The sequence below is a fragment of the Fictibacillus marinisediminis genome (assembly GCF_023149135.1).
In the GTDB taxonomy this organism is placed as follows: domain Bacteria; phylum Bacillota; class Bacilli; order Bacillales; family Fictibacillaceae; genus Fictibacillus_C; species Fictibacillus_C marinisediminis.
The window spans coordinates 447431-462241 of sequence record NZ_JAIWJX010000002.1 but is presented as its reverse complement, the minus strand read 5'-3'; the positions used below and the strand labels follow the sequence as shown (position 1 = coordinate 462241).

Here is a 14811-nt window from a genome sequence, read left to right as displayed (position 1 = left end):
CTTATTCCACAACCACCGAAACCGCACTATACACTAACAAAAGGGCCATCACCACATTGAATGCTCTTCTGTATTTTGATAAAAAGACTTGAAACATGGAACCGAACAGACTCCAGCTAAACGTAGCCAGGAAGCCGATAAACGCTAGAAATAATGAAATCAGCAGCAGGCTGGCATTGGAATGGTAAAAGGGAATCACAAACGTGGAAATGACAGTCAAGCCGTATAAGAGGCCTTTTGGATTAACGAACTGAAGCAGCATGCCTGCTTTAAAACTGTTATTCTTGTCTTCTCGTTCGCTGTTTTTAGTCTTGCTTTTGCTGGTTAACACCTTATAAGCCAGATACAGCATATATACCGCACCGAGGATCGTCATCGCAAACTCGATCTTTGGTATGAAGTTCTTCAGCCAAAGATTAAAGTAGCTGCTCAGCATGATGATGATAAAGAATCCAGCTCCAACTCCAACACAGAATCTGAGGGTTCGCTTCAAACCGTATTGATTGGCAAACAGCATCGCCATAATGTTATTCGGTCCTGGAGTGAAGCTTGTAACAAACACGTACAACAAAAAAGACAAAATGGACATTGTGATCCCCCTCCGTTGTGTATGTTATAATGTCTATATTGAACACTATAACGATTTTCAATATATTGTACAGAATGGTCGCTATATTGTAAATAGGTCTGGAGGTTATTTATGGAGGAAATCCATCTTATCATTGCGAAAAATTTAAAAGCCTTTCGGGAATACAAAAAATTAAGCCTTGAAAAAGTGGCTGAACTGACCGGTGTAAGCAAAACAATGATTGGACAAATTGAGAGAGGCGAATCCAGCCCTACCATTACGACGATCTGGAAAATCGCCAATGGACTAAAGATCTCGTTTACTTCCCTGATCAATGATCCGCAGCCCGATACGAAAGTAGTCTTGCGAAGCGAAGTACAAGCCTTAACAGAGGACAACGGAAAATACAGAGTATATCCCTACTTTCCATTTCAGGATGACCGCCGATTTGAAATGTATTCCGTCGAGATCGACAAAGGCGGCTTTCTAAGCTCTGACGCTCATGGAGAAGGCACCGAAGAATTTGTAACCGTTTTTGACGGGGAATTAACCGTACGTGTGAACAATATAGAATACACCGTGAAAAATGGGGACTCTATCCGGTTCAGAGCCGACAGGCCTCACGTCTACCATAACTCCGGTGACACTTTGACCCGCTTGAGCATGACCATCTATTATCCGAACTAAAAAGCACCCGCCGAAAAAAAACGTTGGGTGCTCCTTTGCCCATATGATAATCATTTCCCCCTTTTCTCCGCCACCGCTTCACACATGACAGCATACATCTCCTCTACCCCATGTGATGAAGCCTCAAAGTTATAGGCGTTGTCGACTGAAATCCCAAGGCTGTCCGCTTCCTCCACGGCATCGATGTTCGCTCCCATAAATATAAACTCCCAGCTGTATTTCTCCTGCTGGTGCTTGATCAGCCCCTTTATTTTGGGATAGGTAAATTCCGTGCTCGCGTTTTCCATCCCATCAGTTGTAACAATGAAGATGACCTTGCCTGGCCTTTCATTCTCGTCTGTCATTGCTAGCCTGTGCCCGGTATCCACGATCGCTTTACCTATGGCATCCAGCAGTGCGGTACAGCCTCTTACAAAATACTCTTTGTCTGACAGCCTTACCTCTCTGGCGTTTTTGCCAGTCCATACGACCTCATACTGATCATCAAAGAGAATCGCCGTAATTTCCGTCTCTCCTTCCGGCCGGTATTGTTTTTCAATCAGCCTGTTAAACCCGCCGATCGTTTCCTCTTCAAGCCCTGCCATTGATCCGCTCCGGTCCAGCAGAAAGATAATCTCCGTTTTATTGTGATTCATGCGACCCATCCCCTTCTATTCATCATGCTATAATAATAGCTGGATTCTGCCATCATTTGGTCGCCTGGCAAGCGACATTTTGGGGAGGTCATCACAATGCTCGCAGAAAAAACTCTGATTGAACTAAAAGAATATGTAGACTACTGCCTGAACCATTCTCCGGCAGAGATTTTACATGCCTGTGCACCTCTAGAGAGCGAAATCCTTGAAGAAGATCGACAGCCAGCGGACCTTGACGAGTTTATCCAGTCCAGACGCAAACCTTCCCTCCGTCATCTCTTGTTCAGCTATATCGATCAAAGAGGCGCCAGTGATTCCGAAATCTACAAAAAAGCAGGAATTGACCGCCGCCATTTTTCAAAAATCCGTTCCAATCCTGATTACCGCCCCCGAAAAAATACGGTCATTTTACTCGCCCTGGCTCTTCAATTAAACATAGAAGAAGCCGGTGAGCTTCTAAGCTCTGCCGGCTTCTCTTTGTCTGACAGTGATACATCAGACCTGGTCATTCAATTTTGTTTGGAGAAGGAAATCTATAATCTTCAGGATGTGAATGAGGCGTTGGACAATTTAGGGGTAAAGCCTTTATAATTTAAGTTTCTTTCCTGTTCCGTACGCCATCCATCACAAATCTGATCATATTTCCAATTTCTTCGTCCTCATCCCCAAATGAGTTTTCTGGCAGCAAGACGAAGTGAGAAACAAAATATCCGCCAACGAAAGTAAACACCATTTTTTGAATCAACCCTGTTGGAATATCTGCTAAATCTCCTCGTTCTTTAAAGATGTTGATGACTTTAATGAGACGCGGAGTGACATTTTCCTTAAAAAAAGGCAGTAATTCCTTTCGTAATTCCACGTTATAGAGCATCTCTTTCACAACAATCTGAAAGATTTCCATATTCTCTTTAAAGAAGACAATTCTGTTTTTCAAGAAAGCCCGCAAGAAATCTTCAAAACTAAGAATGTCTTTTGACATCACTTCATTAAAAACACCCTCAGCCATAGCAGGAAATAAGTCTTTTATAAAGGGAACGATCACCGAGAGCAATAAATTATCCTTTGTTCCATACTTACGGAAAATGGTCCCCTCAGCTACACCCGCTGCTTTGGCAATCTCACTTGTCGAGGTGTTTGTATATCCTTTTTCTGCAAAGATTCTAATGGCCGACTCCAAAATCTTCTGCTGTTTATCCGTTTGTTTTTTGTTATCAGATGCATGGGCAACCATCGCCTCCAAGAGACTGCCTTTAAACACTCTCATCCCTACTTTCGAGCTTTTAACCTTTATAATTTACGATACTTTTTTAATGCAAATACATTCAGTACAGTAAAGAACGAAGCAAATAGCACGAGTGCAATAAGATCTCCACTAATATCGCTTAATTCCATTCCTTTATACATTATACCTTTTAGTGCATCTGCCGCATAATAAAGCGGCATCACTTTAGCAACGGCTTGCAGCCAGTCTGCCAAGCCATTAAGGGGAATGATTCCTGAAAAAAAGATTTGTGGAACGACTGCTATTGGGATAAATTGCACCATTTGAAATTCGGATGCAGCAAAAGAGGATAAAAGGATTCCCAATGACAAAGCTACCAATGCCAATAATAAGTTAATCAAAATAACACTCCAAATGGATCCTTCCAGAACCATATCTAAAATATTGATGGCATACAGGACGACAATTACGGTTTGTATGACGGCAAACGTTCCAAATCCAACCAGATAGGCCATTACAATTTCCCATCTGCGAATGGGTGTAGACATTAATCGTTCCAAAGTACCTGATGTCCGTTCCTTTAATAAACCAATACCCGAAATGAGGAAAACGAAAAAGAAAACAAAAAAACCAACCAGCGTAGGACTCAGGACATCAAAAAAATCGGTATCGCTATTTCCATAGATGTATGCTGTCTTAATATTTTCTTTTGGAAGGCCTGCGTTCCCTTTATTCATAAGTGCTGTTTGAAATTGGGATACGGTTTGTTGAACCTTCATCTGCAAGGCTTTGGCGGCTGTCGGGTCGTTATTTTGCAGGGTTAATTTCCAGTGAGAATCTTTATACTGTAAAATAGCATCAAGATTTTCACTTTTTATCGTATTCTTCGTATTGGTGATTCTCTTATAGTGAACCGTATGAATGTCGGCTTTTTCCAGTGCCTCAACAAGCTGATGATCCGCACCAGTCACTCCCAGCTTCGGATTGATAGTGTCGGAGTTAAATAATAAATACATCAGGGATAAAATCAGCAAAGGAGCAACAAACAACAGCGCTAACGTTCGTTTATCTCGGAACATCTCTTGAAAGATCCGTTTAATTAGAGCGGCTGTTCTCATGACTTTTCCTCCCCGCATTTAAAAAGACTTCATCAAAATTCTTTGCTTGATACAACTCTTTTAATTCATCTGGTGTGCCGTTAGCCAATATGCGGCCTTCTCTGATCATTGCAATCAAATCACACCGTTCCGCTTCGTCCATGACATGCGTCGTTACGATGATCGTCTTTCCTTCTTCGTTTTTCAGCCGCAATAATTCATTCCAAATAGTTAAACGCAATTCCGGATCAATGCCCACGGTCGGCTCATCCAAAATAAGAAGTTTAGGGTTTTGGATTAAAGCAATAGCCAGAGATAATCTGCGTTTCATACCACCCGAATAGGCCGAAACTCTTTTATTTAAATCAGGTGTAAGCTTTACGAGATCAGCGGCATAAGATATCCGCTCAGCCACCTCTAACTTCGGCATCTTGTAAAGTGAAGCAAAAAATTTCAAGTTCTCTTTGCCCGTTAAATTCAGGTACAAAGCATCAGACTGCGCCATATAGCCAATGTTCTGCAGCAGTCCGAGGTTTGGAACCTTTTCCTTTAACACATGTACCATCCCATTGTCAGGATCATCCATTCCAACCAGCAATTTTACCAGAGTGGTCTTTCCAGAACCTGATGGGCCAATAAATCCATAAATTTTTCCTTCTTCAATATTTAAGCTGATTTCTTTTAAAACCGCTTTTTTACCGAAGCTTTTGCTAACGTTCTCAATTTCAACACTATAGTTCATAACCAGCCCCCTAATAAAGTGAGTACTCACTCATTTTTATAATATCATATTTATGCCTCTCGTCAATAAAAGGTGAGTGCTTACTCATTTAGGTTTTCCTGGAAATCAGTCTGCTGGAGGCTTGATGGCATCTACTATTAATGAAGCAAACACTATTTTATCTCCTTGATTCCTTGGGTCGTACTTTTTTGATCGGAAAATAATGCCTTCATCCCCGTTCCAATCTTCCAAATGAAAGCTCCCAGTCTCATCAAAATATTCAAGCAGCCTTACCGTATAGCCCGCTGCTTCAAACATAGCCGATAACGTTTTATAGTTATGTACAATCTTATGGCTTGCGCAGATATGGTCTTTAGGTCCAGGCCCGCCAACTTGTACGTTATGCTGATACTCCTCATCGGGAAAGTATCCGTCTGGAACAGCACAGCGGATGTAACCAGACGGCTTTAAAAATTCATAACAGTTTTCAGCAGCTTTTACTCCCTCTTCATACGTAAGGTGTTCCCACACATGTTCAGCTAGAATGGCGGCCACTGAATTTTTTTCAAATGCATTTTCCCACTGCCTCTTGTCCAATAAACTCAATTCTTCTTCCTGTGTATGAATCCACCCAGGATTATTATTATAGGGTCCTGCCCCAATAACTATCTTCTTTTCTGCGTGCTGCAGCATTTCAATCACCTCAATCCTTTTTGTTTATGGCTGTTTTCGTAACCTTTGCTGCTCTTGGGAGTGGTTGATCTCCGTTTCAGGCTGCTCGCTTTTACCGGCGTAAACGCCTACTTTCGCGTGGCGTGCGGTGAGCCTTACCGGCGCCAGCGCCTACTTTCTCGGCGCAGGCACCTGCGGGTCTCACCTGTCCCGCTGCTCCCGCCGGACAAGGAAGGCTTCGGCAGCGTTATATCGCACGAAGAAAATGTGAAATTCATTTTCGAGGAATCTCGCACCTTGCACTCCAATCAACTGATCAATGAAGTTGCTATACATAAATGTCCCCAAAGCCACAATCTTTTAGAAAAGAGCCTTGTTTATTTTCCATCGGTTTATAAAAGGATTTCCCTTACTATTGTTGAATGACTAATTGTAAAATATGACCAAAAGGTGGTAAGATCATGAACTCAACCGTGTCGCCCATCGCTTGCAAGGTGAATAATGTGTTTATCCATGTTAAGGACTTAAAGAAATCTGCAGAATGGTACAGTCATTTGCTTGGCGTACCTTTCAATCCTGAAAACGTAGACTCTCCTGTTTACAACCTGCCTGTAACCAATGAAACAGGACTAACATTGGACGACCACACGTTTGATCCCGACTTTGTATTCAAACCTTCTTCGCATGTGCTGTTTAATTTTTATGTACCGGATATTGATAAAGCCTATGAATTCATAAAAGAAAATAGCATCACCATCGTGAAGAACGTAGAACGCATTGGAGAATTTGCCTATTTTAATTTTCAGGATTTAGACGGCAACGTTTTAATGATCTGTAACTGCTAGCAAGGAAAAGCAGGGACCCAAACAGTTCCTGCTTCATCTATTTTTACGAAAGTATCTCCCATTCACTTAAGTACATAACATCCTTCTCCTAACCTCGTATAAAACTCCATAGCCTCTTCTAAATTTTTGGTTTTGACATGGTTTTCGTACAGCGTTCCTGGACCTCCTGCTTATCATTCTTCAGTCTCTATCAATAATGCTCGGACAAACTCGCCAAGCTTCTATGACACTAAACTTTTCATCTGCCCATTCTAGCGCACCACCTTGTGGCAGAGTCCTTCTTTGCTGCTTCTCAGACTGCCAGGCCGACCATACAAGGAAAGTGTCCCTATCTTTTTGGGACGATGCAAATGTGCCTCCCAGCATTCCCTTGGCTTTTTGCAAGCCTGCATTCCAGCTATGTTTTTCAGCTTGCTGTATAACTGAATAAATATATTGGGCATTTCTTATAACATCTGCAAATTGATTTTCCAAACCGGTGATTCTCAGCTCTTCTTGGAAAAAATCTATCTCTATCGAAGTATAGGTGTTTCCTTGCCCTGAGGCTGCAAAAATCTGATTATGGATCTCATCCATAAAATACTGATAATCCTGTTGACTTTCCCAGAAAGCATAGATACAAGCAGTCGATTGCTTATGGTCGCTCCACCCTCCCACTTGCCCCATAAACCCCTTCACCTGACTAAGCGGTCCCCATTGTTTTTGACAGTCATAAAATAAATCTTGATGTCCTTCTTTTACTTTGCAGGATATTCGTTTAATAAGCATCAGTTCATACCTGATTAACCGAGAAGGAATGAGCTGTATACCATTTCGGCTCCAGCACTTTAAAATCTTGATGATCCTCCAGCACCTGGTGTAATCGGTCTGCCATTTCATCGATTTGATCTGGTGTGACCCTGATCGTCCATACGATGGCAGACATAACATTCATAGCCATATAAAGAGAGTAAATTATCCAAAAATCCTCAGGGATCTTATTCTCAAAATATCCATTGATTTGTCCAATGGAAAACGGAACACTCACCTCTTTACTGAATAAACCGACCTTACAGAAGTCATGATAAGGGTCGCCCCAATCAAAGCGGTTAAAATCAATGGCTCCAGCGTATTGTTTGTTCTTCACAATAAGGTTGCTTGGATGGAAATCGTCATGCTGAAAACGGTTGGGGCGACTTTTTAAGTAATGTTTATTCTTGTTGATAAACGCGAAGATTTTCTCCTCATTTTTTACTTTGACACCGCATGTCTTATAGGCGTCCACATATCGATAGTACTTGCTCATCACTCTTTCATACCAAGTCTCAATCTCCTCGGACGCAGGATACTGGTGCATGATTCTCAGCTCTTTCCCCGCTCTTGCACCAATCTCATATTGCTCCTTTTCAGTTAAATGAGGTAAGACCTCATTCGCCTCCTCTCCCTCGATGAAGGAGAGGACATAAAAGCAGAGGTTCATCTCCTCCAGCTTTCCTATTTCAATAGGCTCCGGTGTCTGAACGGGATACCTCATGATTTTGCTTAACAGCTGGAACTCGGATTTTTTCCTTTCATAATCCCCTATAGCGGCAATCCTCAATAAAACCTTATTGCCGTCCTTTAATGTTACAGCGTATTTCTGATCTCCAGAATAGCCTTTAGGAATATGCTTCATTTTTTCAGCAGTCGAAAGCGATCTTATCCTTGATCTCACCCAATCTAACTTCATTCTTAAAAAACCTCCACCTTTATTTTCCACTTACGTGTATTCGTCAAGAGGGGTGAAAATCTCCTTCCTGTTAGCAGCCCAAGGAACTGATATAATTTTAACTGCAGATAAAAGGAGGAGATTCATTTGAAAAATCTAGCTGTATTCTGTGGCTCAAGCAATGGTGTATCGGAAATCTATGTTAAAGAAGCTGCGAAACTGGGGAAAGAACTGGCCGGACGCAACATCGGACTCGTGTATGGCGGGGCAAGTGTAGGCGTGATGGGAGCCGTTGCTGATTCCGTACTGCAGCATGGTGGACAAGTAACCGGAATCATGCCAGACTTTCTGAAAAAAAGAGAAATCTCCCATAAGAACTTAACCAATCTTATCGTGGTAGATTCCATGCATGAAAGAAAAGCAAGAATGGCTGAATTGGCGGACGGGTTCATCGTTTTACCCGGCGGACCAGGAACCATGGAAGAATTCTTTGAGATTTTCACGTGGGCACAATTAGGCTTACATCAAAAGCCTTGCGGTCTGTTGAATATCAATCACTATTTCGATCCTCTGATCTCCTTGTTTAACCACATGACGGCCGAAGGATTTATGCAAGAAAAGTACCGTGAGATGGCACTAACAGCTCCCAATCCACAAGACCTCCTGAATCAATTCAGCAACTATGAACCGCCAGCCGTAAAAACATACCTTACCGAAGATCAAACGTAAATGTCGGGATCAGGACACAGCAAAAGAGATATGAAAGATAAAAAAACAGTGCATCATCCGAAAAATACGGATATGATGCACTGTTTTTAAATGTACTTCCAGGAACATGCTTCACTTTCTGTTTAGATACCGGTAGAATGTAGCCCTGCTTACCCCAGTTTTCTGTACTATTTCATGAATTGAACAGGGGTTGTCTTCATCGAAATACATATTCAATGCCAGTTCCAGCATGACGGGATCCACTTTAGGTCTGCCACCCGTTCTTACTTTTGCCAGGCTGACACTTGACTTTATTTTTTCCGTAACTCCGTCCTGAGTTAATTGTGCCAGTCCCTGAAACAGCCTGAATATCACCTGGCCTTCAGAGGCAGCAGTATCAACGGATTCACTTAAAGAGGTAAAATGAATGCCCTTCGATTGAAAACTGCTGATGAGGTTGATGAAGAAAGTGGTGTCTTGGCTGATACTGCTAAATCTATGAACCACCACCGTATCCCCTTTTTTCACCTGAGGAAAAAGTTTGTAAAACACACGAGGAGTCGTAACTTCTGTTTCACTCTGCTGCAGGTAGAGATTACCCTTCTGTACACCATATTCTATTAATGACTTTACTTGCTGCTCACCGTTCGGGTCATCTACACTGCATTTTGCAAAACCGTACAACACTTGGGTTACCTGCCTTCAATTTTGGTATTCATCGGGTTCTTTCTTTTCTTAAAAGCTGCTAAAAAGAGGTTGTCCAATATATTCACCCTTTTTAATCCCTCTGGGAACGGCAAACAACGCACTTCCGATATGCTGGGTATACTCGTTGAGCTTGTCTGCCTTTGACATCATTTTAAGCATTGGTACAAATTGTTCGTCCGGATTTTTTTGATAGCTGATAAACATTAGGCCCGCATCAACGTAACCCGTTTTGGAATCCACTCCATCCGTGTAGGAATAAGCCCGGCGGTACATTTGCTGGCCTGATCGTTTGGCGATCGCTGTATGAGCGTCAGGAGGCATTTGCATCGGATTCACTTTATCATGCTCGTTTATCTTACCATATGGAGCACCGCTCTCCTTCTTTCGTCCGAACGTGTCCTCCTGGTCTTTAAGAGAAGAACGGTCCCAGACTTCAAGAAACATCTTAATCTTACGGAAGGCCATATATGAACCGCCGTGCATCCACACTGGCTCGCCTTGTCCTGCCCAGACAGTCTGATTATGGGCTTTTGTATCCTTCGGCCCTGCATTCGCGGTTCCATCCTTGAATCCGAAAAGATTGCGCGGGGTTTTTCCATGCTTGGCACTGATGAATCCTGACTGCATCCACCTGACCTCGGCTTTACCCACTGCTGTTTTAATAAAATTCCGGATGGCATGGAAAGCTACCTGCTGATCTTCGGCACAAACCTGCAAACACAAATCCCCGCCAATAAATGGTTCTTGGAGATTATCCCTCGGCATGGCCGGAATGTCCCTGAGATGCTTAGGCGCTTTACTCTTTACTCCAAACCGGTCGATTCCCTTTTTACTGAAAAAAGAAGGTCCAAAACCAAAGGTCATCGTTAAACGGGAAGGAGGAAGGTCCAGAGCCTCGCCGGTGTCTTTTGGAGGAAGCCAGTCATTGTTAAAATTCTGTTCTGCCTTGCCCTGGCTCATGTACTCGCTAAGAACCGTCCACTCCTTCAACAGCCGGATAACATCACTTTTAGAATTCGTTGTAAAATCAAAGGCAGCCAAATAAGCATAGGTTTGCTGCGGTGTCACAATACCAGCCTGATGCTTACCGTAAAACGGAACGCTTTCCTTTTCGGCAGAAGACCCTGATTTTTTCGTGGTTTCCCCAAATACATTTGTCATGGTGGTGACGGCACCGATGCCACTCGCACTGATGGCAACTCCAGCCCCGGCCAGAAGAGACATTTTCAGCATGTCCCTTCTTGAATAATGTTTAGGTTCTTCTTGTTCCTCTACCGTTTGGTCTTCTTGTTTTTTCACTTTGATTCTCCTAATCTATTGAAAAATTTCAGCCGTTTGTGCCATGGATTCAGATAACGTGTTTAATTGCTGGCTCAGTTCACGAACCTGCGGCTTGGTGAGCTTCATATAATTCAAGTAAGCTCCACTTTTCTTATGCTCTTCCAGCAAGGCTGTAATCTTATTAAATTCAGTATCCAAGTCTTGTGCCAAGTCCTTGTTTTTTTCATTAAGAACTGGGAGAACCGCATGATATACCGCCTGAGAACCTTCCACGTTGGAAGCAAGGTCGACCAGGTCAATATGCGAATAACGCTCTTCTTCTCCCGTTACCTTGGAAATCGCGGCTTCATTCAGAAGCTCCATGGATCCTGCAACAATCTGAGTCGGATTCAATTTGACATCCTGAATCTTTTTCTGCAGCTCTGCAACATCTTGATCAAGCTGGTCTGCATATTTCTTCATATTTTTTATGCTGCCGTCTTTCCATAAGGCTTTTTCAATTCTATGGAAACCTGTCCACTCACCTTCAACATCGTTCTCACGAGCGTCAATTTTTGGATCAAGATCACCGAAACTCTCAGCAATCGGTTCGATTCTCTCATAGTAAACACGAGCTTCGGCATAAGCCTCTTTCGCTTTTTGTGTGTCGTTCGCTTTTACTGCATCTGTAAAGACGGCAGTTGATTTAACGAGTTCCTCTGTCTGTTCATCCACATAAGCTTTATATTTCTTTACTGCTGTATCCAATACTTCTGTCGTTTTCTGTGTTGTTTCTTTTGCTTTTTCAAGGTTTGTCAGAGAACGATCCAAGTCCACGCTTAGCTGCTGAACCTTGCCGCTGCTATAGTTATCTTTTGTTACTTCAGCATACAAAGGGAGCAAGTATTTTTCAGTATCCGTATACAGCAGCGGGTACTTTTCCCGGATGCTGTTCTCATAGGATAACCATTGCTTATTAAGGCGTTTGCCGTATTCTTTTACTTGATTTTCATTCTTATCTTTTAGGGAATCCTGTAGATTATGGAGTGACGTCTGCATTTCCTTCACCTGGGATTTCAGTTCGTTTTTCTTGGATGATGATGCTTTTTTATGTTCACCGGATGATGCCGCGTCATTGCTGCAGCCCGAAATAACAGGTACTGTGATTAAAGAAAGGGTCAGTGCGGTATGGATAATGGATTTGGATAATTTCATGATTAGCTGGCCTCCTGCTGCCGTTTATGGTTGTATTTTTTCTTTTTAAACTGCTGTGTAAAAATGACAATGATAGCAATGCTGAGTATGATAATCTGCGGCATCGTACTGTACAAGGACGGATACACACCAATTGACTGGATGGTAGGAATGAATTCAGCGGTCGTTGATGGCATGAACCCTGAGAGCTGCAAGCTGTGTATGCCAGATCCCATAAATTTTAAGCATAAATAAAAAACGATCATACTGGATACCATGAAGAAAGGCTTTAGCGGCAATCGAACGCTTAGCTTCAGCATGCATACTCCAATGACTGCCAGAATTCCAAATCCGACTGTGATTCCTGTGATTAATGAGGTCAAGGACATTTGGTTCGCCATGCCGATTAAGAAAATAACGGTTTCAATCCCTTCACGGAGAACTGCCAGGAATGCCAATATACCGAGAGAGATAAGTCTGCCTCCGCTTACGGCTTTTTCTGTTTCTGCCTTCATTAAGGAGTTCCAGCGGTTCACATTTGTATTTCTGTGCAGCCAGTAACTGACGTAAAGCAGCATGAGACTGGCGATGACCCCAGACCAGCCATTAATGAGAAAATTATTCTGGCCGAAAGCAGCTGAACTCAGCACATAGCTTACGAGGAAGCCCACCCCCAAGCTGGCAGCGATTCCTGTTATCGTACCGCTCCAGACATAAAGAGCCCCTTTATTTTCTTCTCTTCGTTTTGTAAAAGTTAACAGTGCACCGATCACAAGTAAGGCTTCAAGGCCTTCCCGAAGCGGAATCATTGCTGCATCCCACATGCCATATGAAGAATTCGCAAGTGGCCCCAGGTCCTTCTGCATGTCATCCAGCATTTGAATGGATTTCTTGTTTTCACTCGGGTCATCGACAGAAGAGGCAAGCAGAACCAGCCTCCGCTCGGAGTTGTTATATACTTTTTGGGATTGCCCTACTACGTTTCCTTCTACGCTGAGCCAAAGAGATTTCAACTCCTCAACCTGAGCTTTTGATTGGGCCTGATCTCCTTCATCAAGAGATTGTTTCGCTTCTTTAATTTTTAGTAAATACGCAGAGATACTTACGTTTTTGGATGATGTTTTGGCTGATGAATTGGTTAGCTGTCCTTCTTTATATTGCTTAAGCAGCACCTTTAGCATTTGAAGAGATTCTTCTGATTTCTTTTGATCTTCATTCAACAACGCTACGGAAACAGCTGCCATTTTCGTTTTAATTTTTCCATATCCGCTCAAATTTTCACTGCGGATCTCTCCTTCTGCCCGGGCCCATTTTTCTTTAAACATATTAAAAGACTTTTCAGCCTGATTGAAGTCCTTTTGTTTTACCGCATCAATAGAAGCATCTATGTAAGGAATGGTATGAGACACTTTGACTTGAGAGCTGCTTTCCTTAGCCACAACATGAAAGGGTGCTCCCACCAGTAAAAAAAAGGCGAAAATAAAGATAGAGAGACTTCTTCTAATCATCAATAATTCCCCTAACCTAATTGATAATAATTATCATTATTAATTATCTTTTCAAAAGCCCGCTTTGTCAATAACCTTTGGCATAAAAAAAGACGCGAATTTTCGCGTCTTTTCAAACCAATATCGAATATTAAAAATCAAAATTATCAGGATTCGGACCTACCCGCAAGTTTTCATTCAAATCATTGATCCGGTTCATTTCGTGATCTGTTAACCGGAAATCAAAGACCTTTGAGTTTTCTGCGAGACGATTTTCCTTGGTTGACTTAGGAATTGTAACCACCCCGTTTTGCAGATCCCAGCGTAAAATAACTTGGGCAACAGACTTGTTATGATGATCTGCAATCTCCTTTAGAACAGGATGATCCAGAAGCTGCCCCTGCATGAGCGGAGACCAGGCCTCCATTTGAATACCCTGTGCTTTACAAAACTCCTGAAGCTCCTTTTGGCTCAATTTCGGATGATATTCAACTTGATTGATCATCGGTTTTATTTCAGCATCTTTCATCACATCTTTAAGATGATGGATTTGAAAATTACTTACCCCTATCGCCTTGACTCTGCCCTCTTTATATAATGTTTCAAGAGCTCTCCAAGCATCTTTATACTTGCCTTCAACAGGCCAGTGGATGAGGTAAAGATCGAGATATTCCAGACCAAGCTTCCGTAAGCTCTCTTCATAAGCCGCTATTGTTGATTCATAGCCTAAATCAGCATTCCAGACTTTTGATGTTACAAATAGGTCTCGCCTTTCAACGCCGCTTTCAGCTAAACCCTCTTGAATCCCTTTTCCGACTCCTTCTTCATTCTCATATATGGCTGCTGTGTCAATGCTGCGATAGCCATGCCGAATGGCTGCTTTTACTGCATTAACAAGCTCCGGCCCCTCTTCAACTTTAAATACCCCTAATCCAAACCATGGCATTTTTACTCCATTATGCAAAGTGGTTGTATCCTGTAAATGATTTGCCACTGTTTTTCCTCCCCTTGTTTAAGAGCCAATCAAACAAGTTAATTATTGAATATTTACAGGAGAAAGAGAAGTACGCACTTTAAAGTGACGTAGGAACTATTAAGTTCTTTGATTACTTTTTGGTACCTGTCAAAAAAAGCATTATCCCCTTTTATGATAATGAAACCATGTAAGCAGCTGGTTAATATGCGCTTGATGATATCTGTTATGATCCGCTATATGCCACAAGCTCCATTGTATGGTTGCTTGGTTGCCTTCATATTCAACCGTATCGTTTAACGTTTAATCCTTTAGCTCACAGCATTCATTTCTTCCTTCTTCAGCAA

Annotated in this window: 17 protein-coding genes and 2 pseudogenes; 4 read left to right on the top strand and 15 right to left on the bottom strand. The window is 42.3% G+C overall.

All coding sequences use genetic code 11. The annotated features are described in order from the left end of the window. Window position 1: 1 nt before the first annotated feature. Window positions 2-589 (bottom strand): LysE family transporter, encoded by a 588-nt coding sequence (locus LCY76_RS02640; RefSeq protein WP_248251340.1) that lies wholly within the window; start codon window positions 587-589, stop codon window positions 2-4. Between the two features lie 111 nt (window positions 590-700). Between LCY76_RS02640 and LCY76_RS02635 the strand changes: the two genes are divergently transcribed. Beyond that, complete coding sequence (locus LCY76_RS02635; RefSeq protein WP_248251339.1) at window positions 701-1255, top strand: helix-turn-helix domain-containing protein; 555 nt, start codon at window positions 701-703, stop codon at window positions 1253-1255. A 50-nt stretch (window positions 1256-1305) separates the two neighbouring features. Here LCY76_RS02635 and LCY76_RS02630 read toward each other — a convergent pair whose 3' ends face one another. Further along, window positions 1306-1890, bottom strand: a complete 585-nt coding sequence (locus tag LCY76_RS02630) for a vWA domain-containing protein (RefSeq protein ID WP_248251338.1) — start codon at window positions 1888-1890, stop codon at window positions 1306-1308. 96 nt (window positions 1891-1986) lie between these two features. On the opposite strand from LCY76_RS02630, the gene LCY76_RS02625 reads away from it, so the two are divergent. Next, window positions 1987-2481 carry a hypothetical protein gene (locus LCY76_RS02625; RefSeq protein ID WP_248251337.1) on the top strand — a complete coding sequence of 165 codons (495 nt, stop codon included), beginning with the start codon at window positions 1987-1989 and terminating at the stop codon, window positions 2479-2481. 1 nt (window position 2482) lies between these two features. On the opposite strand, the gene LCY76_RS02620 is transcribed toward LCY76_RS02625, so the two are convergent. The 4 genes from LCY76_RS02620 to LCY76_RS02605 all read right to left on the bottom strand — a co-directional run bounded on the left by LCY76_RS02620 (window position 2483) and on the right by LCY76_RS02605 (window position 5623). Beyond that, the gene (locus tag LCY76_RS02620; protein WP_248251336.1) at window positions 2483-3148 is read right to left on the bottom strand and encodes a TetR/AcrR family transcriptional regulator; all 666 of its coding nucleotides are present in this window, start codon (window positions 3146-3148) and stop codon (window positions 2483-2485) included. 29 nt (window positions 3149-3177) lie between these two features. Beyond that, window positions 3178-4230, bottom strand: coding sequence for an ABC transporter permease (locus LCY76_RS02615; protein ID WP_248251335.1), 1053 nt, complete (start codon window positions 4228-4230; stop codon window positions 3178-3180). Beyond that, a complete protein-coding gene (locus LCY76_RS02610; RefSeq protein WP_248251334.1) occupies window positions 4208-4951 on the bottom strand; it encodes an ABC transporter ATP-binding protein in 744 nt (247 codons plus the stop codon). Before LCY76_RS02610 ends, LCY76_RS02615 begins: the two co-directional genes overlap by 23 nt. Before the next feature lie 105 nt (window positions 4952-5056). Then, the gene (locus tag LCY76_RS02605; protein ID WP_272885547.1) at window positions 5057-5623 is read right to left on the bottom strand and encodes a class I SAM-dependent methyltransferase; all 567 of its coding nucleotides are present in this window, start codon (window positions 5621-5623) and stop codon (window positions 5057-5059) included. Window positions 5624-6063: 440 nt separating this feature from the next. Between LCY76_RS02605 and LCY76_RS02600 the strand changes: the two genes are divergently transcribed. Continuing rightward, the gene (locus LCY76_RS02600) at window positions 6064-6447 is read left to right on the top strand and encodes a VOC family protein (protein ID WP_248251333.1); all 384 of its coding nucleotides are present in this window, start codon (window positions 6064-6066) and stop codon (window positions 6445-6447) included. An 86-nt stretch (window positions 6448-6533) separates the two neighbouring features. Here the strand turns inward: LCY76_RS02600 and LCY76_RS02595 are convergent. From LCY76_RS02595 to LCY76_RS02585, 3 genes and pseudogenes are all read right to left on the bottom strand, one after another. Further along, window positions 6534-6599 (bottom strand): annotated as a pseudogene (locus tag LCY76_RS02595) (VOC family protein); the annotation flags it as partial. 28 nt (window positions 6600-6627) lie between these two features. Next, complete coding sequence (locus LCY76_RS02590; RefSeq protein ID WP_248251332.1) at window positions 6628-7215, bottom strand: DUF4937 domain-containing protein; 588 nt, start codon at window positions 7213-7215, stop codon at window positions 6628-6630. A gap of 4 nt (window positions 7216-7219) precedes the next feature. Next, window positions 7220-8155 (bottom strand): phosphotransferase, encoded by a 936-nt coding sequence (locus LCY76_RS02585; protein ID WP_248251331.1) that lies wholly within the window; start codon window positions 8153-8155, stop codon window positions 7220-7222. A 126-nt stretch (window positions 8156-8281) separates the two neighbouring features. Here LCY76_RS02585 and LCY76_RS02580 point away from each other — a divergent pair, with 126 nt between their 5' ends. After that, the gene (locus LCY76_RS02580; protein WP_248251330.1) at window positions 8282-8863 is read left to right on the top strand and encodes an LOG family protein; all 582 of its coding nucleotides are present in this window, start codon (window positions 8282-8284) and stop codon (window positions 8861-8863) included. Window positions 8864-8974: 111 nt separating this feature from the next. On the opposite strand, the gene LCY76_RS02575 is transcribed toward LCY76_RS02580, so the two are convergent. The 6 genes and pseudogenes from LCY76_RS02575 to LCY76_RS24230 form a co-directional block, all read right to left on the bottom strand. Further along, window positions 8975-9529 carry a recombinase family protein gene (locus LCY76_RS02575; protein WP_248251329.1) on the bottom strand — a complete coding sequence of 185 codons (555 nt, stop codon included), beginning with the start codon at window positions 9527-9529 and terminating at the stop codon, window positions 8975-8977. 48 nt (window positions 9530-9577) lie between these two features. Further along, entirely contained in the window at window positions 9578-10849 is a 1272-nt protein-coding gene (gene efeB / locus LCY76_RS02570; RefSeq protein ID WP_336606240.1) for an iron uptake transporter deferrochelatase/peroxidase subunit, read from the bottom strand. 15 nt (window positions 10850-10864) lie between these two features. After that, entirely contained in the window at window positions 10865-12025 is a 1161-nt protein-coding gene (gene efeO, locus LCY76_RS02565; RefSeq protein WP_248251328.1) for an iron uptake system protein EfeO, read from the bottom strand. 2 nt (window positions 12026-12027) lie between these two features. After that, entirely contained in the window at window positions 12028-13512 is a 1485-nt protein-coding gene (locus tag LCY76_RS02560) for an FTR1 family iron permease (protein ID WP_248251327.1), read from the bottom strand. 130 nt (window positions 13513-13642) lie between these two features. Further along, window positions 13643-14485 carry an aldo/keto reductase gene (locus LCY76_RS02555; protein WP_419714917.1) on the bottom strand — a complete coding sequence of 281 codons (843 nt, stop codon included), beginning with the start codon at window positions 14483-14485 and terminating at the stop codon, window positions 13643-13645. 141 nt (window positions 14486-14626) lie between these two features. Continuing rightward, window positions 14627-14764: pseudogene (locus tag LCY76_RS24230) on the bottom strand (DinB family protein); the annotation flags it as partial. Window positions 14765-14811: the final 47 nt, after the last annotated feature.